Genomic DNA, 21,674 nt, shown 5'->3' on the forward strand with positions numbered 1-21,674 from the left:
GAGGGGTGCGGGCTGATGCTGGCCTATGCGATCCGGCGACTGGGGCTTTCGGTCCTGATCCTGATCGTGGTCATGACGGCCATGTATGGCATGGTGTTTCTGGTGCCGGGTGACCCGGCATCGCTGGCGCTGGGGCCGCGGGCCACGCCGGAACTGAAGGAGGCGCTGCGCGAGCGGATGGGGCTGGACCAGCCGATATTGACGCAGATTTTGTATTTCTTCGGCAATGTGCTGCGCGGCGATCTGGGGATCGACGTCTGGTCGAAGCGGCCGGTGCTGGAGCAGATCCTGGAGGTGTTTCCCAATACGCTGATCCTGGGGGTCGTGGCGCTGGGTTGGGCGCTGGTGATGGGCATCGTTCTGGGCTGTGCGGCGGTGGTCTGGCGGGACACATGGGCGGACCGGTTGCTGGGCGTGCTGTCGGTGAGCGTGATTTCCGTGCCGTCCTTCGTGGTGGCGATCTATGCGCTGATCGTCTTTGCGGTCTGGCTGAACTGGCTGCCTGCCATCGGGGCGGGGGAGGCGGGGGATTTCTGGAGCCAGGTGCGGGCCTTGATCCTGCCGGCCCTTGCGGTGGGGATCGGCTGGGTGGGCTATCTGGCGCGGTTGATCCGGGCGTCGATGCTGGAGGTGATGGAGGCGCCGCATATCCGCACGGCGCGGGCCTTCGGGATGCGCGAGCGGGATATCGTGTTCCGCCATGCGCTGCGCGTGGCCATCGTGCCGACGATTTCCATTCTGGCCGTGGGATTCGGGTCGATCCTGTCGAGCGCGGTCTTTGTGGAGAGCGTGTTTTCACGGCCTGGCATCGGCACGCTGATCACCGGGGCGGTGGAGAAGCGGAATTATCCCGTGGTGATGGGAACCGTGCTGTTCATGACCGGCTTTTACCTGCTGGTCGTCACCGCTGCCGATCTGTTGATCGCGCGGCTTGATCCGAGGGTGCGCGATGTCCTCCGCGGTTGAGGGAACGGTGCCGGGACGGCGGGGGATCGGGCGGGCGCTGCTGGCCGATCCGATGGGGCTGGCGGGGCTGGTGCTGGTGGTGGTGTTCCTGCTGATGGCGCTGCTGGCGCCCTGGGTCGCGCCCTATGATCCCATCGCGCTGGATGTGAAGGCGAAGTTCCAGCCGCCTTCCGCCGCGCATTGGGCGGGGACGGATCATCTGGGGCGGGATCTGCTGTCGCGGATCATCTGGGGGGCAAGGCTGGCGCTGGGGATCGCCATCACCTCTGTCCTGATCGCGGGGGCCATCGGGTTGGTGCTGGGGTTGATCGCGGGCTATGGGCCGCGCTGGCTGGATTCGGTGCTGGTGCTGATCTTTGACAGCATGTCGTCGCTGCCGATGATCTTTTTCGCGCTGGCGGTGATCACGGTGCTGGGGCCGGGGACGACGACGCTGATCATCGTGATCGTGCTGGTGTCATTCCCCGCCTATGCGCGGCTGATCCGGACGCAGACGCTGGCCCTTTCGGGGGCGGATTTCATCCTGGCGGAGCGGGCGATGGGGGCGGGGGCGGGGCGGATCATCTTTCGCCATCTGCTGCCGAATGTGGTGGGGCCGCTGGTCATCCTGATCTGCATGGATATTCCGGTGGTCATCATGCTGGAGGCGGGGCTGAGTTACCTGAACCTGGGCGTGAAGCCGCCGTCGCCTTCCTGGGGGAACATCCTGTCGGAAGGCTATAACGCCCTGCGGCAGGCGCCGCATGTGGTGATCGTGGCGGGGGTGCCGCTGGTGCTGGCGACGCTGGGTTTCACCTTTCTGGGCGAGGGGCTGCGCGATGTGCTGGACCCGCGCGGGGCCGGGAGGCGCTGGGGATGAGCGTGCTGTCGGTGGAGGGGCTGTCGGTCAGTTACCGCGTGCCGGGGGGGCGGTTGCAGGCGGTGCGGGACGTGTCGCTTTCGGTGGGCCGGGGCGAGGTGCTGGGGATCATGGGGGAGAGCGGCTGCGGCAAGTCCACGCTGGCGGCGGCGATGATCGGGCTTTTGCCGCAGGGGGCGGAGGTGGCGGCGGGGGCGATCCGGCTGAACGGGACGGACATGCTGCGCCTGCCGGGGGAAGAGCAGCGGCGGCTGCGGGGGCAGCGGATCGCGATGGTGTTCCAGGACCCGATGACGGCCTTCAACCCGGTGCTGACCATCGGGCGGCAACTGGCGGATTTCGTGGGCGCGCATGGCGGGGGGAAGGGGGCGGCGGAGATTGCCGGGATGCTGGAGCGGGTGGGGATTCCCGATCCGGGGCGGTGTCTTGGGCGCTATCCGCATGAGCTTTCAGGCGGGATGCGGCAGCGGGTGGCGATTGCGGCGGCGCTGCTGATGCAGCCCGATGTCCTGATCGCGGATGAGCCGACGACGGCGCTGGACGTGACGATGGAGGCGCAGATCATCCATCTGCTGCGCGACCTGCGGACGAGTTTCGACGGGGCGATTGTCGTGGTGACGCATCATCTGGGGGTGATCGCGGAACTCTGCGACCGGGTGGCGGTGATGTATGCGGGCGAGGTGGTGGAGGAGGCGGGGGTGGATGCGCTGTTCCACGATCCGCGCCATCCCTATACGCGGGCGCTTCTGTCCTGCGATCCGGCGGTGGTGATGCCGGGGAGCGGGCATCTGCCGACCATCGGGGGGCGCATTCCCGACCTGACGGCGCTGCCCGCAGGATGCGCCTTCGCGGCGCGCTGCGGGATGGCGGAGGCGGGGTGCGGGGCGCCGGTGCCGCGGCATCGGGGGGCGGGGCGGTCGGTGCTGTGCCACAGGAGCGCGGCATGAGCGCGGTGCTGGAGCTTTCGCGGATGTCGGTGGCCTTGCCCCTGGGCGGGTTCCTGTCGCGGGCGCGGCTGCCGATCCTGATGGATGTGAGCCTGTCGGTGGGGCGCGGGGAGAGCGTGGCGCTGGTGGGGGAGAGCGGGTCGGGCAAGACGACGCTGGCGCGGGCGGTGATGGGGTTGCAGGCCGTGTCGGGCGGGAGCATCGCGCTGGACGGGCAGGCGGTGGAGGGGGCGGCGGGACATGCGCGGCTGCGCCGTGATGCGGCGATGATGTTCCAGGATGCGACGGCGTCGCTGTCGCCGCGGCTGACGGTGGGGTATCTGGTGACGGAGCCGTTCCGCATCCATGGCGTGGCCTTGCCCGACCCCGAGGGGATGGCGCGGGAGTTGCTGGCCAAGGTCGGGCTGCCGCCGGCCATGGCGCGGCGCTATCCGCATGAATTGTCGGGCGGGCAGGCGCGGCGGGTGGGGGTGGCGCGGGCGCTGGCCCTGAAACCCCGGCTGGTGATCGCGGATGAACCGACGGCGGGGCTGGATGTTTCGGTGCAGGCCGAGGTGTTGAACCTGATGGCGGACCTGCGGGCCGAGATGGGGTTGGCCTATCTGATCATCACCCACAACCTGGCGCTGGTGCGGCATGTGGCCGACCGGGTGGTCGTCCTTTATCTGGGGCGGGTGGTGGAGGAGGGGCCGACGGCGCAGGTCTTTGCCGCGCCGGCCCATCCCTATACCGCGAGCCTGATTGCCGCCGAGCCGAGGCCGGACCCGCGGCAGCGCCGGATGGACCTGGCCATAAGGGGCGAGGTGCCGTCGGTGCTGCGGCGGCCGTCGGGATGCGAGTTCCATACGCGCTGCCCCATGGCGCGCGAGATGTGCCGGACCACTGCCCCGACGCTTGCCCCCATCGGGGCGGGGCGGCAGGCGAGGTGCCATTTTGCCGATCAAAACAAAGACCAACAGGGAGAACAACATGCAGTGGAACACCGATAGGCGCGGCTTCCTGAAGGCCGCAGGGATGGGTCTGGCGGCGGCGGCGGCGATGCCGCGCTTTGCCTGGGCGGCGGAGGGCGACACGTTGCGCCTGCGGGTGGGCGCGGATTTCCAGGTGCTGGACCCGTTCGGGATCATCGGCGAGTTGGACGACATCATCCCGCGCTGCACCAATGTGACGCTGGTGCGTCTGGGCGACATGCGCGAGGGGAACCCGGTGCGGCCCTGGGCGGCGGAGAAGATCGAATGGCTGGACGGCACGCGGCTGGCCTTCACGCTGCGCGAGGGGCTGGCATGGACGGGGGATTTCGGCCCGGTGACGGCGGCGGATGTGAAATTCTCCTTCGAGCGGATCGCAGGGTCGGAGAGCGCCTGGGCCTATCAGTTCGAGAAGCTGAAGGAGGTGGAGGTCATTGATGACCGCAACGGCATCATCCACCTGACCGAGGCCTTCGCGCCCTTCATGGTGATCGCGCTGCCCTATTACGGCGGGCATATCGTCTGTCAGAAGGCGGTGGAGGCGGCGGGGGGCAGCTATACGACCGAAATCCCGGCGCAATGCGGGCCTTACCTGATGGAGTCCTGGGAGCAGAACCAGAAGGTGACGCTGGTCGCCAACCCGGATTGGACGGGGGAGAAGCCCGCCTTTGGCCGGGTGGAGTTCTACATCGTCACCGACGACCAGGCGGCGCAACTGGCCTATGAGGCGGATGCCTTCGACTTTACCCGCGTGGCGGTGGGGGCGGCGGCGCAACTGAAGGGGGCGATGCCGGAGGGGGCGACGCTGATCGAGGCGGCCTCGACCCGCTATGCCTGGCTGACCATCAACATGAATGCAGAGCCGTTGAAAGATATCCGCGTGCGGCAGGCGATCCAATACGCCTATGACGGGGAGGCGGTGCTGGCTGGGGCCTATGACGGGCTGGTGGCGCGGTCCACGGGTGTGGTGCCGCCGACATCGGGCTATGCGCGGGCGTCGAACCTGATCGCCACGCGGGATGTGGCCAAGGCGCAGGAATTGCTGGCCGAGGCGGGGGCGGAGGGGTTGGAGCTGAACCTCTATGCCCTGACCGACGGCACGAGCCAGACCATCGCCCAGATCATCCAGGCGAATCTGGCGGAAGCCGGGATCACGGTGAACATCCAGCCGACGGAAGAGGCGGCCTATTGGGCGCTTGGCGACAAGACGGCGGGGGAGGGATACAAATCCGTCGAACTGGTGCTGATGAACTTTGCCGGTGGGATCGACCCGACGGAGAACCTTGTCTGGTTCCGCCCCGATCAGATCGGGGTTTACAACTGGTCCTTCTTCGACAGCGCGGAATATGAGGAGCTGTATCAGGCGTCGATGACCGAGCAGGACACAGAGAAGCGGCGGGCGATGTTCAACCGGATGGAGGACCTGATGGAGGAGTCGGGCGGGTTCATCTTCATCTGTTTCGAGCCCTATCTGGCGATCCATGACGCGAACCTTGTGCCGGTGATCCTTGCCGACGGCCACCCGGACCCGGTAGCCTTCCGCAAGGTCTGACCGGGGCATCACCGGGGCAGGCCCGGCAAAGGGAGGGCCGCGCTTGGCCGAGACGATGCGACGGAAGGCCCGCCTCTCGGCCGAGGAGCGGCGGGCGCTTCTGGAGGATGCCGCCTGCGCCTGCATCGCGCGGGGTGGCATCCGCGATTTCACGGTGGACAAGGTGGTGGCCGAGGCCGGGGTGTCGCGCGGCCTGATTACCCATCATTTCGGGTCGATGGATGGGTTGCTGGTGGCGGTTTACACGCGGATGTATCGCGACTGGCTGGCGGTGATGGAGGAACCGCGCCCCGGCCTGTCACGGATCGAGGCGATGGTGGAGGCGCTGGTGTCGCCCGCGCTGTTCGACCGCGAGGTGGTGAATATCTGGCTGACGCTGTGGGGGGAGATTGCCAACAATCCGGTGCTGCGCGACACGCATCGCGCGCTTTATGGCGATTACCGCGCGGCGATCATGACGGCGCTGGAGGAGGCGGCGCAGGCGAATGGGCGCGAGATCGACGCCGAGACGGTGGCGACGGCCTTCATCTGCCTGGTGGACGGGTTCGGGGTGCAGCGCTGCGTGGAGCCGGCGCTTTTGTCGGAGGAAAAGGCGCGGGCGGCCTGCTGGGCCTTTCTGCGCCCGCATATCGGGGATCAGGTCGGCGCGGCGAGGTGATCCATCACCTCGGCCACCGGGAGGATGGTCAGGCCGGCATCGAGCGCGTGGCGGATGGCGCCATCGAGCCGGGCGGGCGGGCAACTGAAGGGGTGATCGGCGCCGTCGATGCCATGGGCGAGGATGATGGCCCAGAGGTTTTCGCGCGCGACAGTGCGGAAGACGGTGGTCCAGTCGGTATCGGCGGCGAAGAGGTTGTCGATGGCAAGGATGCGAAGCTGGTCGCGATCGGCCCCGGCGCCGTTCAGGCCGCCCTGCACGCTGCGCGAGGTGGCGAAGTGGCGGCGGCAGAGGTTCTTGGCGGTGAGGGAAACTTCGCCATAGGGGTAGGCGAAGCTGCGCGGGCGGAAGGACGGGCCGAGAAGCCGGGCGAGGAAGGCGTCGTTGGCGGTGATTTCCTCCTGCATCCGGCTGCGGCTGAGGGTGAGGGTGCTGAGGTGGTGGAATAGGTGGGAGCCGATCTCGTGCCCGGCGGCGGCGATGTCGGCCACATCCTCCAGGTGATACTGTTCGCGGCCTTCGAAGGTTTTCCCGCAGAGGTCGCCGCTGAGGTAATAGGTGCCGCGCAGGCCGTGGCGGGCGAGGATGGCGCCGCCTTCGAGCCAGGCGGAGCGCGGGACGTCATCGAAGGTTATGCTGAGGAAGCCGCGGGGCGGCTGTGCGGCGAGGGGGCGGGGCGTCCAGCGCGTGGCGGCAGCGAAGGAGACCCGCCCGGCGAGGGAAGGTTTACGCATGGCGGACCCCGCGGGTTATTGCGGGGATCGGTCGGGGCGTGGGGAGTGCATGCGTCATCGCCTGGGCTTCCGGTCCGTCAGGAGTTGTAGAGTTCGAGGATCTTGCGCCCGAAGAGTTGCGAGCAGACCCCGGCATGGAGCGAGGCGCGCATCAGCGCGCGGTTGCGACGCGCGGGGGAGGGGGCGGTGACGGCGGCGGAGAGCGCGAGGAAGACGATCTTCGCGACGGCCTTCAGCGCCATGAGGACACGGCCCGGCAGGGATTTCGGCGCGTTGATGCGGCCGAAGGTCTGGCCCGAGCGGAAGCTGCGGCGCATCAGGAAACCGAGCTTTTCGCGCGGGGCGGGGATATCTTCGCTGGCGATGGCCTCGGGGGCGTATTCGATCCGCCCCCCGTCGCGGACGAGGCCGCTGAGGAAGACGTCATCCTCGCCCCCGGTGCGGCCGAAGGCCAGATCGAAGCGGCGGCCGCGGACGGGGGGACTGTCCAGCCGGAGGATGAGGTTGCCGGTATAGCCGGTATGGATGCGGCCATCGGAGAGGAAGACCGGCGTGACATCATGGATGCGGGCCTTGTGCAGCCAAGCCGGGGCCTCGGGGCGGTAGAGGGCGAGGACCGGGCCGAGCACGGCATCGGCGCCGCTGCGGGTGATCGTGGAGACGAGGTTTGCGGCCCAGTCGGGAGAGGCGATTTCATCATCGTCGATCATGGCGAGGAAGTCGGCACCGAGGGCGGTGGCCTCTTCCAGGAGCGCGTTGCGGGCGATGGAGATATTGCGGGCCGGGGCGTGGACATAGCGGACGGGGAAGGGCAGATCGGCGGCAGCCCCTTCGACCACGGTCCGGGCCGAGGGTTGATCGTCATTGTCGGCCACGATGATGCAGCAGCGGAAACCGGGGCCGGGAGTCTGTCCGGCGAGGCTTTGCAGCGTGCGGGTCAGGATGGGCCGCCGGAAGGTGCAGATTCCGATGGCGACCAGCCGGGTGGTGGCGGGTGATTCTGTGGCGGTGGCGTCTTTCATCGCGGTGCAGACCCCTTGAAACGGGCGGATCGGGGGGCTTCGGGGCGGTTTCGGCCCGTCGGAACGTCCCGGTAGCCGTTGATATTCGGCAATAAAAACATTCTTAGGTCGGGGTTGGGCTCAATTCTGCCACAGTTTGGGCGTAGTGATTGCCGCGTGGGGAAGCGGTGGATAACCTGTCTTTGAGACCGATGGAAAAGACCGTGCCTTGCAGATGACCGCGCGTTTGCGAAAGAGAACATGAGTCGCCAATGAAGCTTTCTTCCTTCCTCGTCGGGATGTTTGCAACCGCAACCGCGGTTTCCATCGCCACTTTGACCCTTGGCGGCACGCTGCTCGGGGCGGTGATGATGTGGTTCGCGACCATGATGGTTGCGCAGCTTCTCTATGTTGCGCTGCTGGTGGCGATGGCCCGTTTTTCGGGGCAGGGGGAGTATGGCTGCTGGCAGGATGGCGGCGCGACATCCGTCTTCTCGCGGCAGGGCGATCTGTCCGATACGGCCGTGAAGCCGACATCCGGCCCGAACGTCTGAGGGCGACACGTCCGGGCGCGGGGCGCTGTGGGCGGCAGGGATTTGCGAAACCGATCCTGTTTCATTGCGCATGATGGCCGGCCTCATGCGGCTTGGCCGAGAAGCGGCGGCAGTTCGCGGGCGGCCCGCAGGCCATAGACCAGCGATGCAAGCACGATCACCGTCAGGGCGTTGAATTCGAAGAAGACCGGCACTTCGACCATCGACAGGACGATGACGAAGGTGGCCGCCATGAAACAGAAGAGCGCGGGCGCACCGCCGACCTTGAGCGACCAGCCGATGCAGAGCACGAAGGCCGGGATCAGCAGGCTGAGGCTGATGGCCACACCGATCAGGCCGACATCCACGGCGTTCGACAGGAACATGTTGTGGAAGTTGAAGCCGGATTTCGAGGCGATGTAGAATTCGGCCCAGATCTGTTCTGCCAGAGGATTGCCCTCTACCCAGAAGGCCCGGTAGCCGGTGCCGATAAGCGGGTTGCGCGCAATTTCATTGGTCGCATAGAGCCAGAGATCCGTCCGGCCCGTCAGTGACGGGTCCTTGCCGGTCAGTTCGATCACGATGGCGAGGATCTGGTCCATGAAATAGATCGAGGTGAGCACGGAAAGCAGGGCGAGGCCCGTGAAGATTCCGAGCACCTTCAACCGCCGGGCCGGGGCGAAGGCCTGGGTGGCCAGGATGACCATGGCCGCCGACAGGACGAAAATCACCGCGATGACGGCCCCGATCGACTCGGCCTTGACGATCTGCGGCAGGCCGAGCGCGGTGCCGGTCGCGCCGGAGAGCCGCCAGAAGAGGGTTTCGCGCCGGTCGATCAGCAGGGCCAGCGAAGAGAGCACGAGCGCGACCATGGTGAAGGCGTAGTAGTTCTTGCTGTCGAAGATTCCGAGCCAGATGCCGTCTTCCCGGACGTTGCCGAAGGCGAGGCTGGCCAATCCCGCCAGCATCAGCGCCGCGAAGAGCACGCGGAGGAAGACGATGGGTGACAGGCGGCTGGCGACGGTGATGGCGATCATGAAGGTGATCGCAAGCTGAAGGCCGTGCCGGAGCGACAGGTCGGGGTGATCCGACCAGAGCAGGCTGACCATGCACCAGACAGGCAGGAGGTAGAGCCACCAGAAGAGGCGGATCTCCTCCTTTGCCATTTCCGGGCGGCGCAGCAGCAGCACGAGACCTGCACCGAGGAAGATCAGCACGCTGTTGCGACCGAAGAGCGAGACGAAGATGAGCGATGTCAGGATGAGGAAGCTCAGCACCGTGTTCGGGCAGATGTTGATGCCCGATCCGGAGGCGGTGCCGTCTCCCCGATGCTGAACCGCTGTGTTCATCTCATTCCGTCGCGATCTTGCAGAGGACCGAATCCTCGAACTGGCAGGGTTCGCCCAGAGCCGTGAAGGCGACCCAGTCGATTTCCATCTGCTTGGGCCGGGTGGGCGGATCGAAGGGACCCATCCAGTCGTTCAGTGTTTCGGTTCCCCAGAGGCTGAAATAGATTTTCTGCGGGCGTTCCGGCAGGACGGGATCCTGCACGTCCTTGATCAGCTCTCCGTCCACATACCAGCGCAGGCGGCCGGGTTCCCAGTGGAAGGAGTAGAGGTAGAACCGTTCATTCGTGGGTTCCGCCACGGGGTGGACATCGCCGTGATGCGGCTTGCCGTCCACATAGGTGTTGATCGTCACCTCGTTGACATTGGCGGTGAGCATCTCGAAGTCGATCTCGTCATGGCGTTCGCCATGGACGGGGCCGATATAGGTGAAGAAGGCGGCGTTGAGGCCGCTTCCGTCATCGGTCTTGATCTTGGCTTCGAAGGTGCCGTAGCCGAAGCGGGCCGTGGTCTGGATTTCGCCGCAGCGGTATTTGTGCGTCGGCGTGGGATCTTCGAGGAATTCGAGGATCACCCGGCCCGGCAAGTGCTGAACAGCGGTGGAGGACCACTGGCAATTCTGGTGGTCGCCATTGCTCCAGCCGTCGGAAATGTACCAGCGGGACGGATCGAAGGTCAGGAAATCTTCGCGGAAGGTGGTGCCGACGGGATCGGATGCGGAAGCGCCGCCCGCCGTGCAGGCGAGCAGCATCCCGAGAAGGCCGATCCGCAGCGAGGCCGATTTCAGTGCCGGTGCCATCGGCTCAGGCGTCTTGTTGGCCATATGCATCATAATACCCTTCTGATGGTTCTGTGCGACTGTACTTCGCCAGAGCCGACATATCGGTCTTGTTCAATGCGATGCCGATAAGCTTTTCGTGAAGGGCGGGGTCAACGGAGAGCGTTTCGGTCAGCGTGTCGGGAGAGACCTTGCCCCATTCCAGCACCATCACCAGACCATCCAGCGCCGGAACCAGCGCCCGCGCATCCGAGACCGGGCCGAGCGGAGCGAGGTCGATGATCGTGAGATCATAGCGGCGCCGGGCTTCGGCGATGAGGGTGCGGAACTCGGGCATCCCCAGAAGATCGCCGGCATTGGCATCGCCCGCCCCGGAGGTGAAGGGAAGGAAGTGGATGCCGGTGTTCATCTCGCGGCGCAGCGTCGCCTCCCAGACGGCGCGACCGTTGAGCATTTCGCTGAGGCCGGCGCCCATGGATTGCAGCAGGCCGCGGCTGAGCGAGGCGGTGCGGACATCGGCGTCGATCAGCAGGACCGAGCGGCCTGCCACGGCGGCGACGGCGGCGAGGTTCTTGGAGATGGTCGTCTTGCCCTCGCCCGGCCGGATGGAGACGATGCCGAAGACCTGGCCCGACTTGCCATCAGCGGAGGAGTCGACGGCGATCCGGATGTTGCGGAGGACTTCGGTGAACTGGGAGCGGGGGTTCTTGAGCGCGGCGAAGCCGTGCTTGAAGCCCTTGCGCGGTTCGGTGGTGCTGCGGGAGGCCTTGCGGGTGGCGTCGGGTTCGGTCGGGCCATCCATTTCGGCGGGTTCCAGCATCGGCAGGTAGCCGAGGAAGGGGAGCCCGCTGATCTGCTGCAATTCCTCGCGCGTGCGGATGACGCGTTCGATGCGTTCGCGCCAGAGCGCGAGGGCGACGCCGACCCCTGCCCCCATCACCATCATGGCGGCAAGGATCATCTTCTTGCGCGGAGCGATCGGGTCTTTCGGCACTTCGGCCATCGACAGGACGCGGACATTGGTGACGGGGAAGGTCTGGGTCTGTTCCAGGTCCTTGAGGCGGAGGAGATAGGTTTCGTTCAGCGCCTCGTAGATTTCGGCCTGCTTTTCCAGCGCGCGCAGTTCCACGCGCGAGGTGGCGAGATCGAGGTTTTCGTCCGAAATCTCTTCGATGCTGCTGTTGAGCATGGAGATTTCGGTTTCCAGCGCGCGGGTGGCGTTCAGGGTGGTGTCATGGAGGCGCTGCATCTCGCGCTGGAGGGCGCGGCCTTCCATGGCGATGCGTTCGCGCAGCTGGGTGACTTCGACATGATCGGGGCCGTAGCGACGTTCGGCCTCGTCCAGACGCTGCTGGAGGGTGAGGAGCCGTTCCTGACCGGCCGAAAACTCGGCATCAGGAATGCGGGCCCCGGCGGCGCCGGATTGGACGAATTGATCGAGATCCTGCTGACGAAGGTCGTCATAGACGCTGCTCATCGCGCGCAGGCGGGCCAGTTCGACCGTCGCATCGGCCACATCGGCCTTGAGCTGGGCGATCATCTGGACGGTGATCGGTTCGCCTTCGATCGTTTCCAGACCGCTGCGGGCGCGGAATTCCTCGGCCCGGAGGGCGGCCTTGGTGGAGTTTTCCTGGATGACGAAGAGGCGCTGTTGCAGCCAGTCGAGCACGCGGGCGGAGGCTTCGACATTGCCGATAAGCTGATCGGCGACGAAGGCTTCGCCATAGGCGTTCACCACGGCGGCGACGAGGGCCGGGTCGGAGGAGGTGTAGCGCAGCAGGAAGACCGAGCTGCGCCCTTCGCGCCGGACTTCGATGCTTCCGCGCAGGTCCTCGGCCGCTTCCATCCGCTGGCGCAGATCGGCGGCGGCAGGGTCGGTTTCGGTTTCGGGGTCCGAACCGCCAGGGATTATCGCGGAGATCACCGAGCGGACCGTCTGGATCGCGCGGCTTGGCAGGGATGCGCCCGGATTGAGGAAGGATTCGTTCTGGTGCAGGTTGAGCTCGTTCACCACGGCGAGGGCGAGGGTCTGCGATTGCAGGACGCGCAGCGCGCTTTCGAGCATCACCTCGTTCTGGGCGATGTCGGCCGGGCGGTTGAACCCGTTGGAAAGCCCGGCGACATCACTGCCGATCAGCACCTGTGTCGCGGCGGTATAGACGCGCGGTGCGGTCATGGCGTGGAGCAGGCCCAGGACGATGGCCACGCCCATGGACGCGCCAAGGATCATGCGCTGTCGGATCAATGCCGCCAGGATGAAGCGGAAGTTGATCGAGATGCCCTTTTGAGACGAGCCGAGCGCCCGAGGCTGACCCGGGGTGATCGAAGAGTCACTATCATTAAAACGCACGAGCAATCGCTTTATCCTCCATGACCCGTCATCGCGCCCTGTCTTGATCCGGGACCAGATCCGGTGCCGCTTGCGCGGCGACCCAGCAGAAGCCCGCTCCAGAAGCCCAGCGACCAGGACATCTGCATCACAGCACCCGGAACGCCGCAGAGGGCGATGCCGGGGGAGCGCGCGCGGAGGGCTGTCGCCAGACCGGCTGCAAGACAGGCCGCCAGCCATAGGCTGAACGGTAGAGCAAGCAGGGGGTATAGGGGCGAGAGCGCCGCAAGCAGCAGAAGTGGCGCGAGGCTGATCAGGATCGCATGGCGTTTGTGCAGGCTGCCGGGGTGTTTGCGGGCGGTGGCCATGCGGCCGCGACCGAAGCGGTAATACTGTTTTGCCAGTCCGCGCAGGGTGTTGCGCGGGAAATAGATCATGCGCGTCGCCGCAGTGAGCCAGATGCGGAAGCCCTGCTTGCCGAGGCGCTGGTCGAGTTCGGCATCTTCGTTGTGGCTGAAGCTTTCGTCATAGCCGCCGACGGCGCGGAAGGCTGCGACGCGCATCAGGGCGTGGTGGCCGTGATCAACGAAGCGCCCCTCGCCTGCGCCCCGATGGGCGGAGCCGCCATTGCCGAACAGCGAGTTCTGGGCGGCGGCGATCTGGGTCTGGAGGGGGCCGGTCCCGGTGGCGTGCATCCGGACGACGACGCTGTCTGCGCCGGTCCGCTGCGCTTCGGCGAGGAGGACGTCGCAGTAGTCTTCGGGGTAGTCTGCATGGGCATCGACGCGGATGATCCAGTCGAGCCTGTCGCCGAAGCGTTCGATGGCAAGGTTGATGGCCGCCGATTGCAGGCGTTTCGGGTTGTGCAGAAGCGTGAGGCCGGGGCGACGGGCGGCTTCGGCCCGCACCAGATCGACGGTGCCGTCGGTCGAGCCGCCGTCGATCACCACGATCTGCGCGCCAAGCCGATCTGCGCTGCCGGCAAGGGCCTTGATCACGCCGAGAATGTGCCGCGCCTCGTTCAGGGTGGGGATGAGGATGGCGATGCCGCCGGTTTCTGCGGCGGTTGCGACCTGACCGGTGCCCTGCGTGCCGAATTGGGAAGAGAGGGCGGTCATCCGGCATTCTCCGCGGGTTCGGCGAGGGCGGGAAGGGCCGACTGATGCGAGCTGGGTCGCGCATCCGCCAGTTGGGCGACGAGACGGATGCATTCGTCGCGTGTGCAGCGCCAGTCGGCGGGATCCGTCGCGGCGATGGCGGCGCGGGCGGCGGCCAGCGTGGTGTCATCCAGCCCGGCGAGCAGGGCGGCCAGGGTTTCGGGCTTCAGGTCCGGCGTGACCAGACCGAGGCCGCGGCGTTTCAGATCGGCTGCGGTTTCGGTGCCATGCAGCGCGAGCGGAATGGCCCCGTGTGCGCAGCTTTCATAGAGCCTGTTCGGGAGAAGCCAGTCGGAATTGGCGCCGGCTTCGTAGCGATCGACCAGCCAGGCGATATCGACTTCGCCATAGATGCCGGGAAGGTCTTCGGGGTAGCGGTAGCTCCCCATGAACGTGATGTTGGGGTTGGCCTGAACGACCTGCTGGAAATCGGGCAGGACATCGAGGGCGGGACGCCCGCGCAGGACGAGCCGGACCCGGCCGTTTGCCTCGCGGCAGAGGGTATCGAGAAGCCGGAGCGAGGCGGCGCAGCGCAGGATGCCGAACCAGCCGATCACGATGGGATCACCGGGCCGGCGGCTGCGGCGGATGACCTGAGGCGCGAGGTCCGTCGCATTCGGATTCCAGACCTTGTTTTCTACGAGGACTCTGGGGGCGCTGGTCTGTCCGTGGCGGCGAAAATGTTCCTGATCGAAGCGGGGGGAGGAGATCAGAACCTTGTCCACGTCGCGGCAGAGGTGACGTTCCACCAGCCGGAGCGCCGATGGCAGCAGGCCGGGCCCGATCAGCAGGCGATGGATGTCGAGCACCTCGTAGACCAGGCGCGGGGGATTGGCGCCGAAACGTCTTTTGATGCGGCGCGCGAGCGGCAGCATTTCGAGGTTGCGGGCGATGATGACATCGGGCGCAGGACCACGGGCGAGTGCGTCGGCCTGCATCCGGGATCGCAGGGCGCTGAGCGCGCGATGGAGGAATTTTCCGTTATGGGTCTGGCCCAGAACGGTGGCCGGTTCCCGCAGCGGCGCGGTCGAACGCTGGAACCCGGCGAGATCGACGCTGGCCCCGCCCGCGCGCAGCATGCTTGTGCGGCGCCAGATCGCCGCATCGTCCAGGTCATGGGCGAGATAGAGGATGCGTGTCATAGCCCCCCCTGCGCCCTGCGGAGGGACATCATGATGGTCGGGCCGTCCGGCTCGGGGGCGAGGATGCGGGTGGCCGGTTGCGGAACCTGAAGCTCCGCAGAGACATATTCGGGCACGAGGCCGAGGGCGAAGGCGCCGGCCCGGTCTGCCGCGAGGATGTAGAGATCGTTTTCGCAGGCCAGTTGCGAGAGCTTGGCCCAGATCGGCGCGGCCGAGGGCGACCAGGGCGCTTCGGTGTATTCGGGCACTTCGAAGGTGGTGAAGCCCGGCACGTCGTAATCGGCGGCGCGGCCCTTGGCGCAGAGCACAAGGTTCAGATGTCCCCGCACGAGGCTTTCGTTGAGCTGCTTGCGGCGGAAACGTTCGGACAGGCTTTGCCAGAGCGACAGGACATGCTGCGGGTGACGGATCAGCCGCCCGATTGCCAGCAGCCATTGCCGTTGCTTCAGCGCGTCGAGCAAGCGGGTGTAGTGCAGTTCCCGCAGGTGGCTGCGGCACCGCGCAGAGATGGCTTCTGCGAGCTTTTCGCTGCCCTGCGGGAGGGTGCGGATGAAATCCGTCTGCACCTTCACCATGCGTTCCAGGCTGGCGGTGCTGGCGCGGTGGGAGGTGGATTTGGGATGCCTGCGGTAGAGATAGAGGCCGTCAGGGATGACCATGAACCTGTGACCCGCGATCATGAGCCGGAGGTAGAGATCGTAGTCCTCGTCAACGCGCAGGTCTTCGTTGTAGCGGATCGTGCGGAGGGCGGAGCTGCGGATCAGCGGCTTGAGATAGCCGAAGGACAGGTCCGACTGGCCGAGCAGGCGGCAGGTGATCAGGACGAGGGGGTCGATCTCCTGCGGTGCTTGCAGGTTCAGGCTCTGGAGCAGCGTAAGGTGACGTTCGAGCGGGTCTTCGCCGAAATAGATCAGATCGTCGGCGACGATATCCGTATCGAGGGCGGAGGCGGCCCTGAGCAGGCGTTCCAGCCGTTCCGGGTGGAGGATGTCATCGGAATCGCAGATGGCGATCCAGTCGCCCTTGGACTTTGCGATGGCCCGGTTGCGCGCGGCGCCGGCGCTGGTTCCGACGGGCGACTCGATGAGTTGGACACGGGCATCGGTGGCGGCCAGACGGCGGATGATGTCGCGGCTGCTGTCGGTGGACCCGTCATCGCTGACGATGAGTTCAAGCTGGCGATGGGTCTGGTCCAGCACCGAGCGCATGGCGCGTTCGAGGTAGAGCGCGCCGTTCCGGTTTGCCATGATGACCGAGACGAGGCCCGCGGGAGGCGATACCGTGACGGGACTGCCGGGAAGCGGGGGAGGAGGCCCGTCAGTCATGGGCGGCCTCCGTTGCGGCGATCCGGGGCAACACTGCGGTCTTGCAGCCCGACAGCGCGCGCGGGAAGGTGAGGCCCAGTGTGGGGCGCCGACCACGGGCGGCTGTCGCCGCGTGCCGCTGCAATGCGGGCGCAGCGGCAGGGCTGCCGGAAGCAGTATTGTCGGCGATCTGCGTCATTGGCTCGCGGTGCCGCTCTGGGTGCTGAACCAGCGGGTTGCCGAACGGGGCAGGGTGACTGTCACCACATCGCCCGGGGCGAGTGGCGTTTCGAGGCCCGACAGGCGGACGGCGTTTTCGCCCTGGCCGCGCAGGATGGTCACGATCGGTTCGGGCATCGTGGTTTCGGCGTCGTCCGTGGCATCGCCCAGCACGAGGCCGGTTTCGACGCCCGCGATATTCTGCTGCGTGTCCAGCGTGGTCAGGACGCGCTTGAGCTCCTGTTCCACCTGCTGAAGTTCGCGCGTGTCTTCGATCAGTTCGCGGTCGCGCAGGGCGAGTTTTTCGGCCTCGGCCTGGGTGACGGCCTGGCGGGCGCGGAGCATGGCGGTGGAGACGTCCAGAAGCTGTGCCTCGGCGAGGGCGAGGGCCTGTTCGCTTTCGGTCACGCGCGCATCGACAGCAAGGCCGCGATCTGCGAGGGTCTGGGTGTTCTCCTTTTCGCGGCGCGAGCTTTCGACCAGCCGTTCGAGCGCCTGGGAGCGGCCGATCAGCGCCTCGATCTCGTTGCCGAGAAGGACGATCTGGTTGTCGAGCGCCGCGAGTTCGCGGCCGCGGCGTTCCTTGCGGAGGCGGAGCACTTCGTTTTCGCTCTGGATCAGGTCGGTGGGCCAGGCGGTGCCGTCCTGCCGTTCGGGAACAACGATTTCGTCCAGCCCTTCGATGGCCGCCTGAAGCATTGCGCGGCGGATGGCGAGGCGTTCCGCTTCGAGCCGGAGGACCTGCATGTCGCCTTCGCGTGTCAAGATGTCACGCGGGTCGATGATGCCGCCCTGAAGCAGCGAGCCGCCGCCCGCCTGGGCGACAAGCTGCGCCGCGGTGGCGCCGGGGCGGAAGGGATATTCGCCGGGAGAGCGGACGGAGCCTGTGATGAAGATCGGCCGATAGGTCGCCACCTGCACCTGGGCATCGAGGGAGGAGGCGACCGCCAGCCGTTCCTTCAGCCCGTCGGAGATGACCGCCGAGAGATCGGCTGCGGAGAAGCCGTTGGCGGCGATCTGCCCGAGGAAGGGCACGCTGATCATGCCCTGCGCATCCACCAGCAGATCGGACCGCAGCGCCTCCCACTCCACCGCGCCGTTTTCGATCGGGTCCCATTCGATGACGCGGAGGCTGAGCACGTCGCCAGGTGCGATACTGTAGTCTTCTGCCCAGAGGGTGCCGGGCAGAAGTCCCAGACCAAAGAATGCACCAACAATCCATTTGCGCAGCGGCATCCGCCCGGTTCCCTTGCTACAACTTCGTTAACGGCAATACGCGTTAATAGGAGCCCCGGCCGGAAATAGCAACTGGCACCGTCTTGAGGATGAGCACGAAATCGAGGATCAGGCTCCAATTCATCACGTAATAGCGATCGAAGGTAACGCGGCGATCAAATGACGCATCGCTGCGACCGCTGACTTGCCACAGGCCCGTCAAACCCGGACGGCAGCGGACGTAATGGGTGAACGAATTCCCATAAAGTCCGCATTCGGATTGATCCACGGGGCGCGGGCCAACAAAGCTCATATCGCCAAGAAGGATGTTAAAAAGCTGCGGCAATTCGTCCACGCTGTATTTGCGCAGAATACGGCCAAGCGGCGTGATGCGCGGATCGCATTTCAATTTGCGATACAGATTCCATTCCTGTTGCGCTTGCGGATTGCGTTCCAGATGGTCGCGCAGACGTGCCTGGGCATCCGGCACCATGCTTCTGAATTTCCAGATACGGAAGGCACGGCCATGGGCCCCAATTCGGGTCTGGCCGAAGAATGCCGGGCCGCCATCGGAGAGCTTCACCGCGAGGGCGACGCCGACCAGGAGCGGGGAGAGCAGCACGATGGCAATGAGGGCGAGAATTATGTCAAAAGTCCGCTTGATGACGCCGCCGCAGACGTCTTCCCGGTAGGCGATGGATTGTTGCGCAGTCGAGATCGTCATTTCGTTCTTCCGTACAGTTGGAGCATAATTGTGTTTCATTTCAAGACTTTCCGCCCCCTGGTACGCAAAAGGTTGGATGGGCTTCCGGGGTTCGGCGACGGGGAGGGGGCCGGCTCCGGGGCTGTGGCCGGATTATGGCTGAAATGTGTTCGGGTGCCAGCACATCTTGTTAACGAAGGTTAAAGTTTGACTCAAAAATACAACCTTAACGTGCGTTAATGGTTGTCGAGAGACCGCCAAGATTGTGGGCTGTTGATTAAGTGAAAGCCCTGCCAGTTTGGCGTCCCGATAAGCTGACTTTGGCGCTTACTGATTCGATCCGCGGCGCCTGTCGATTCCGGTTGCGACTTGGCGCGAGGGAAAGAGGGTTCCTCGAGGAGATGGAGCATGGATGCGTGCGATAATCCAGTGGATTGTTTCCGATAGGGCAAAAATAACGCCCGGAATCATCCTGGAATTTGACCGATGCATGGCTTGTATCGCGGCTTTGGTCTGGGACTACAGCCGAAAGGCGGGGTTGATTGAAACCATCTGCCTGTGCTGATGCCGCGCTATTGAAAGACGCGGAGTTGATCCTGGCATTTATATGGCAAAGGCGTGACTGAAGGCCGGACGATATCGGAACTGGCCGCGACGGCATGGCCTTTTGTCTGATGCGGAAGTCTCTGCGGAAATGGATTGGTATCCGGGCCTTCGAGCGGGGCTGGTATTCTGTGGATCGTGGGCTGACGGGTTATTTGGTTCAGGACAGGCATCACGGCGTCATGATGTTTGTCGCTGAGGTGGGGCGTCCTCGGGTGCGCGCTGGCCGGCGGGAATTGCTGCATCGCGGCAAGAGAGGTGATTTCAGCGAGGGGCGACTTTTGAGAAATGCGAATGAGTTGCAGTATCGTTTGGGCCGTCTGGCGAAACTCCGCCATCAAGGACAGGGGGCGTCGGCGGAATCGCGCCACTGGCCAAATTGGCAATAGGCTTACCCAGCGGCAATTCATTCCGGCGCGGCGAAACCCGAATCGGGAATGAACCGGGGGATTCATTCGGCTTGAATTGCCGGGAAAGGCCACAGGCCTGCGGAACGCGTTCAGTTATCCAGCAACGTCAACCGCGCATCGCCAGCGGGAATTACCGAAAAGCTGTGCCTTTCGAATAAACCAAAGGCATATTGGCTGCGTTCGTTGAAGATGTAGATGTCGAATCCGGCGCGTTTGCAGCCCTTCAGCGAGGGCATGTTGTCACCCGCGACGAAGGTCAGGGCATAGTTCGCGTTGAGGTCCCTGGCGCGTTCTGAGACCATGTACATCGCTTCGGACATGATGCGCTGGCCGCGATAGGCGGGCGGGATATAGGCGTTCTCGAGCAGCGCCACGTCCTTGTCGAGCCGGGGAAAGCCCCAGAGATGGGCCTGGATCTTGTCGTTCTGTTCGGACCCCATCAGCCACTGAAGATAGCAGGGGGTTCCTGTCGTCTCGTCGATCGCGACATAGGGGGTGGGGATGTTGGCCCGGAGGTGCTGGAGCCTGTAGTGGATTTCGAGCGCATCGGCGGGATCGGCCACGGGGTCGCGATGACCGAAGAGGGCCTGTTCGTCGCCGGGCTGGAAGGGGCGGATGGACAGGGGGATCTTGGCGCGGGGCGGATCGACCGGCACGGAGAGGGTGCGGCGGAGACCGAAGCGCGAGGAGTAGCTGTAGGGGCCCCTCTTGAGACGTCGGACGATCTTGGCGGGGATCGACAGACGCTCTGGCGCGTCAGATGCGGAACCGAGCATGGGTTCTCTCTTGTGTTAACTTTCGTTACTATTGTGGAGCGTAGTGCGTCAGGCGACCGTCCGTGTCAACTGATCAGGCCGTCAGATGGTGCTGGCGGGGGCCATGTCCGGAGGCCATAAATGCCTTGCCTAGGTGAAACCCGCCGGGATAAAGCTGCGCCGACAAACAGGTGCAAGCCACTGAGTATTCTGGCAATCCATTTCAAAAAATCATCCGGAGACGGCAGAGGGCGGCAAGGGCCTGCCAGGCAGGCTGCGCGCTGTGACCGCAGGGCGGACCGGTCCGCAGGGAGGCGCGTTCCGACGGGCCGAATGGTAGAGAGCAAGCGATGAAAGATCTGCGCGAAGAAGGCGGTCCGGGGATCAAGACCCTGAGGGCGGCGTCGAGGACGGTGACGCTGCACCGCGACTGGAGGCCGCTGGAGCCGGTGTGGCGCAGGCTGGAGGAGACGGGCTGCTGCACTGTCTTCCAGTCCTATGACTGGGTGTCGGCCTGGTATGAGAACACGACGAAGCACGGCCTGGCGCGGCCCCTTGTGGTGACCGTCGCCGATGAGGGTGGCATCGTCTGGATCCTGCCGCTGTGCGAGTATCGCAGGATGAAGCTGCGCTTCATTTCGCTGGCCGATCTGGGGGTGAGTGATTACGCCGGTCCGATCATGGCGGGCGAGGATCGCATCCCGACGGAGGCGCAGGCCGAGGTGATGCGGGCGATCCTGCGGGTTCTGCCGCGCTGCGACATGCTGCATTTCCAGAAGATGCATGGGGAGATCGAGGGGAAGGCCAACCCGCTTTTGCAGGTCGGGCATGTGGTGGCGATGAAGGAACGCTGCTATGGCGTGACGGTGGATCGGCCCTGGGCCGACTTGTCCAAGGACATCATGCAGTCGCGGCTGCGGTCCACCATCCGGCAGCAGAAGAAGAAGGCACAGGCGATCGGGCCGCTGAGCCTTGCGCATTACAGCGACCCGCTGACGATGCGGCCGATCATGGACATCCTTTGGGAAATGCGGCGCGGCCGGTTCCAGCGTATCAACCGGGCCGACACGCCCGAGGTCTGGCGCAGCTTCTACTATGATGTGGCCTGCGATCCGAAGCGGCAGCTTGACATCACCATCTCGATCCTTCGGGTGGGCGATACGCCGGTGGCCTGTTCCTATGGGCTGACGCGGGGAAAGGCCTATCACAGCGTCATGCCGAGCTTTGCCGTTGGGGAATGGGAAAGCTACCGTCCCGGGATGCTGATGTTCGATGCGATGCTGGAGGAGTTCGGGCCGAAGACCGGTTTCGCGGGCTTTTTCGACTTCACCATCGGTGATGAGCCTTACAAGCAGCGCTTCGGGGCGCAGGGGCGGCCGCTTATGGAGTGCATGTCGCCGCGCAGCGTGATTGGGGCGATGGCTTATGTCTATTGGCGCTACAAGGCGGCGCGGCGCCACAAGGCGAAGCCGGAAGCCGAAAGCACGGAGTGAGG

Annotated in this window: 20 protein-coding genes; 8 read left to right on the forward strand and 12 right to left on the reverse strand. The window is 65.3% G+C overall.

Annotated elements, in window-relative coordinates; all coding sequences use genetic code 11:
• The first annotated feature begins 15 nt into the window (after positions 1-15).
• Genes C0V75_RS20215 through C0V75_RS20240 form a run of 6 tightly spaced genes read left to right on the forward strand, consistent with a single transcriptional unit; the run spans position 16 to position 5,950 of the window.
• Positions 16-966: an ABC transporter permease gene (locus C0V75_RS20215; protein ID WP_101922797.1), complete on the forward strand. Its 951-nt coding sequence runs from the start codon at positions 16-18 to the stop codon at positions 964-966.
• Positions 950-1,825 carry an ABC transporter permease gene (locus C0V75_RS20220; protein WP_101922798.1) on the forward strand — a complete coding sequence of 292 codons (876 nt, stop codon included), beginning with the start codon at positions 950-952 and terminating at the stop codon, positions 1,823-1,825. Before C0V75_RS20215 ends, C0V75_RS20220 begins: the two co-directional genes overlap by 17 nt.
• Positions 1,822-2,772 carry an ABC transporter ATP-binding protein gene (locus C0V75_RS20225; RefSeq protein ID WP_101922799.1) on the forward strand — a complete coding sequence of 317 codons (951 nt, stop codon included), beginning with the start codon at positions 1,822-1,824 and terminating at the stop codon, positions 2,770-2,772. Before C0V75_RS20220 ends, C0V75_RS20225 begins: the two co-directional genes overlap by 4 nt.
• A complete protein-coding gene (locus C0V75_RS20230) occupies positions 2,769-3,761 on the forward strand; it encodes an ABC transporter ATP-binding protein (RefSeq protein WP_101922800.1) in 993 nt (330 codons plus the stop codon). Before C0V75_RS20225 ends, C0V75_RS20230 begins: the two co-directional genes overlap by 4 nt.
• Positions 3,742-5,292, forward strand: a complete 1,551-nt coding sequence (locus C0V75_RS20235; protein WP_101922801.1) for an ABC transporter substrate-binding protein — start codon at positions 3,742-3,744, stop codon at positions 5,290-5,292. The genes C0V75_RS20230 and C0V75_RS20235 overlap by 20 nt, the downstream gene beginning before the upstream one ends.
• 55 nt (positions 5,293-5,347) lie before the next feature.
• Positions 5,348-5,950, forward strand: a complete 603-nt coding sequence (locus C0V75_RS20240) for a TetR/AcrR family transcriptional regulator (protein WP_143710470.1) — start codon at positions 5,348-5,350, stop codon at positions 5,948-5,950.
• On the opposite strand, the gene C0V75_RS20245 is transcribed toward C0V75_RS20240, so the two are convergent.
• Complete coding sequence (locus C0V75_RS20245) at positions 5,929-6,684, reverse strand: polysaccharide deacetylase family protein (RefSeq protein WP_101922803.1); 756 nt, start codon at positions 6,682-6,684, stop codon at positions 5,929-5,931. The genes C0V75_RS20240 and C0V75_RS20245 overlap by 22 nt on opposite strands.
• A 77-nt stretch (positions 6,685-6,761) precedes the next feature.
• Positions 6,762-7,706 carry a glycosyltransferase family 2 protein gene (locus C0V75_RS20250; RefSeq protein WP_101922804.1) on the reverse strand — a complete coding sequence of 315 codons (945 nt, stop codon included), beginning with the start codon at positions 7,704-7,706 and terminating at the stop codon, positions 6,762-6,764.
• A gap of 251 nt (positions 7,707-7,957) precedes the next feature.
• Here C0V75_RS20250 and C0V75_RS20255 point away from each other — a divergent pair, with 251 nt between their 5' ends.
• Positions 7,958-8,239, forward strand: a complete 282-nt coding sequence (locus tag C0V75_RS20255) for a hypothetical protein (protein ID WP_101922805.1) — start codon at positions 7,958-7,960, stop codon at positions 8,237-8,239.
• Positions 8,240-8,322: 83 nt separating this feature from the next.
• Here the strand turns inward: C0V75_RS20255 and C0V75_RS20260 are convergent, their stop codons facing one another.
• The 10 genes from C0V75_RS20260 to C0V75_RS20300 form a co-directional block, all read right to left on the reverse strand.
• Positions 8,323-9,567, reverse strand: coding sequence for an O-antigen ligase (locus tag C0V75_RS20260; RefSeq protein ID WP_101922806.1), 1,245 nt, complete (start codon positions 9,565-9,567; stop codon positions 8,323-8,325).
• Between the two features lies 1 nt (position 9,568).
• Positions 9,569-10,393: a family 16 glycosylhydrolase gene (locus C0V75_RS20265; RefSeq protein ID WP_158241899.1), complete on the reverse strand. Its 825-nt coding sequence runs from the start codon at positions 10,391-10,393 to the stop codon at positions 9,569-9,571.
• Positions 10,368-12,692: a GNVR domain-containing protein gene (locus C0V75_RS20270; RefSeq protein ID WP_256377173.1), complete on the reverse strand. Its 2,325-nt coding sequence runs from the start codon at positions 12,690-12,692 to the stop codon at positions 10,368-10,370. The genes C0V75_RS20265 and C0V75_RS20270 overlap by 26 nt, the downstream gene beginning before the upstream one ends.
• Before the next feature lie 11 nt (positions 12,693-12,703).
• Positions 12,704-13,789, reverse strand: a complete 1,086-nt coding sequence (locus tag C0V75_RS20275) for a glycosyltransferase family 2 protein (protein ID WP_101922809.1) — start codon at positions 13,787-13,789, stop codon at positions 12,704-12,706.
• Positions 13,786-14,970: a glycosyl transferase gene (locus tag C0V75_RS20280; protein WP_101922810.1), complete on the reverse strand. Its 1,185-nt coding sequence runs from the start codon at positions 14,968-14,970 to the stop codon at positions 13,786-13,788. The genes C0V75_RS20275 and C0V75_RS20280 overlap by 4 nt, the downstream gene beginning before the upstream one ends.
• The gene (locus C0V75_RS20285; RefSeq protein ID WP_101922811.1) at positions 14,967-16,295 is read right to left on the reverse strand and encodes a glycosyltransferase; all 1,329 of its coding nucleotides are present in this window, start codon (positions 16,293-16,295) and stop codon (positions 14,967-14,969) included. The genes C0V75_RS20280 and C0V75_RS20285 overlap by 4 nt, the downstream gene beginning before the upstream one ends.
• A complete protein-coding gene (locus C0V75_RS23370; RefSeq protein WP_143710472.1) occupies positions 16,288-16,473 on the reverse strand; it encodes a hypothetical protein in 186 nt (61 codons plus the stop codon). The genes C0V75_RS20285 and C0V75_RS23370 overlap by 8 nt, the downstream gene beginning before the upstream one ends.
• Positions 16,470-17,729, reverse strand: coding sequence for a polysaccharide biosynthesis/export family protein (locus tag C0V75_RS20290; RefSeq protein ID WP_101922812.1), 1,260 nt, complete (start codon positions 17,727-17,729; stop codon positions 16,470-16,472). Before C0V75_RS20290 ends, C0V75_RS23370 begins: the two co-directional genes overlap by 4 nt.
• Positions 17,730-17,772: 43 nt before the next feature.
• Positions 17,773-18,432 (reverse strand): sugar transferase, encoded by a 660-nt coding sequence (locus C0V75_RS20295; protein ID WP_101922813.1) that lies wholly within the window; start codon positions 18,430-18,432, stop codon positions 17,773-17,775.
• 1,081 nt (positions 18,433-19,513) lie between these two features.
• Positions 19,514-20,200: a GNAT family N-acetyltransferase gene (locus tag C0V75_RS20300; RefSeq protein WP_101922814.1), complete on the reverse strand. Its 687-nt coding sequence runs from the start codon at positions 20,198-20,200 to the stop codon at positions 19,514-19,516.
• Between the two features lie 329 nt (positions 20,201-20,529).
• On the opposite strand from C0V75_RS20300, the gene C0V75_RS20305 reads away from it, so the two are divergent.
• The gene (locus tag C0V75_RS20305) at positions 20,530-21,672 is read left to right on the forward strand and encodes a GNAT family N-acetyltransferase (protein WP_101922815.1); all 1,143 of its coding nucleotides are present in this window, start codon (positions 20,530-20,532) and stop codon (positions 21,670-21,672) included.
• Positions 21,673-21,674: the final 2 nt, after the last annotated feature.

The organism is Tabrizicola sp. TH137, assembly GCF_002855575.1.
GTDB lineage: Bacteria > Pseudomonadota > Alphaproteobacteria > Rhodobacterales > Rhodobacteraceae > Paragemmobacter.

Coding starts and splice junctions, on each gene's coding strand:
- C0V75_RS20215 (WP_101922797.1), top strand. CDS start 16: ATGCTGGCCTATGCGATCCGGCGACTGGGGCTTTCGGTCCTGATCCTG.
- C0V75_RS20220 (WP_101922798.1), top strand. CDS start 950: ATGTCCTCCGCGGTTGAGGGAACGGTGCCGGGACGGCGGGGGATCGGG.
- C0V75_RS20225 (WP_101922799.1), top strand. CDS start 1,822: ATGAGCGTGCTGTCGGTGGAGGGGCTGTCGGTCAGTTACCGCGTGCCG.
- C0V75_RS20230 (WP_101922800.1), top strand. CDS start 2,769: ATGAGCGCGGTGCTGGAGCTTTCGCGGATGTCGGTGGCCTTGCCCCTG.
- C0V75_RS20235 (WP_101922801.1), top strand. CDS start 3,742: ATGCAGTGGAACACCGATAGGCGCGGCTTCCTGAAGGCCGCAGGGATG.
- C0V75_RS20240 (WP_143710470.1), top strand. CDS start 5,348: ATGCGACGGAAGGCCCGCCTCTCGGCCGAGGAGCGGCGGGCGCTTCTG.
- C0V75_RS20245 (WP_101922803.1), bottom strand. CDS start 6,684: ATGCGTAAACCTTCCCTCGCCGGGCGGGTCTCCTTCGCTGCCGCCACG.
- C0V75_RS20250 (WP_101922804.1), bottom strand. CDS start 7,706: ATGAAAGACGCCACCGCCACAGAATCACCCGCCACCACCCGGCTGGTC.
- C0V75_RS20255 (WP_101922805.1), top strand. CDS start 7,958: ATGAAGCTTTCTTCCTTCCTCGTCGGGATGTTTGCAACCGCAACCGCG.
- C0V75_RS20260 (WP_101922806.1), bottom strand. CDS start 9,567: ATGAACACAGCGGTTCAGCATCGGGGAGACGGCACCGCCTCCGGATCG.
- C0V75_RS20265 (WP_158241899.1), bottom strand. CDS start 10,393: ATGCATATGGCCAACAAGACGCCTGAGCCGATGGCACCGGCACTGAAA.
- C0V75_RS20275 (WP_101922809.1), bottom strand. CDS start 13,789: ATGACCGCCCTCTCTTCCCAATTCGGCACGCAGGGCACCGGTCAGGTC.
- C0V75_RS20280 (WP_101922810.1), bottom strand. CDS start 14,970: ATGACACGCATCCTCTATCTCGCCCATGACCTGGACGATGCGGCGATC.
- C0V75_RS20285 (WP_101922811.1), bottom strand. CDS start 16,295: ATGACTGACGGGCCTCCTCCCCCGCTTCCCGGCAGTCCCGTCACGGTA.
- C0V75_RS23370 (WP_143710472.1), bottom strand. CDS start 16,473: ATGACGCAGATCGCCGACAATACTGCTTCCGGCAGCCCTGCCGCTGCG.
- C0V75_RS20290 (WP_101922812.1), bottom strand. CDS start 17,729: ATGCCGCTGCGCAAATGGATTGTTGGTGCATTCTTTGGTCTGGGACTT.
- C0V75_RS20295 (WP_101922813.1), bottom strand. CDS start 18,432: ATGACGATCTCGACTGCGCAACAATCCATCGCCTACCGGGAAGACGTC.
- C0V75_RS20300 (WP_101922814.1), bottom strand. CDS start 20,200: ATGCTCGGTTCCGCATCTGACGCGCCAGAGCGTCTGTCGATCCCCGCC.
- C0V75_RS20305 (WP_101922815.1), top strand. CDS start 20,530: ATGAAAGATCTGCGCGAAGAAGGCGGTCCGGGGATCAAGACCCTGAGG.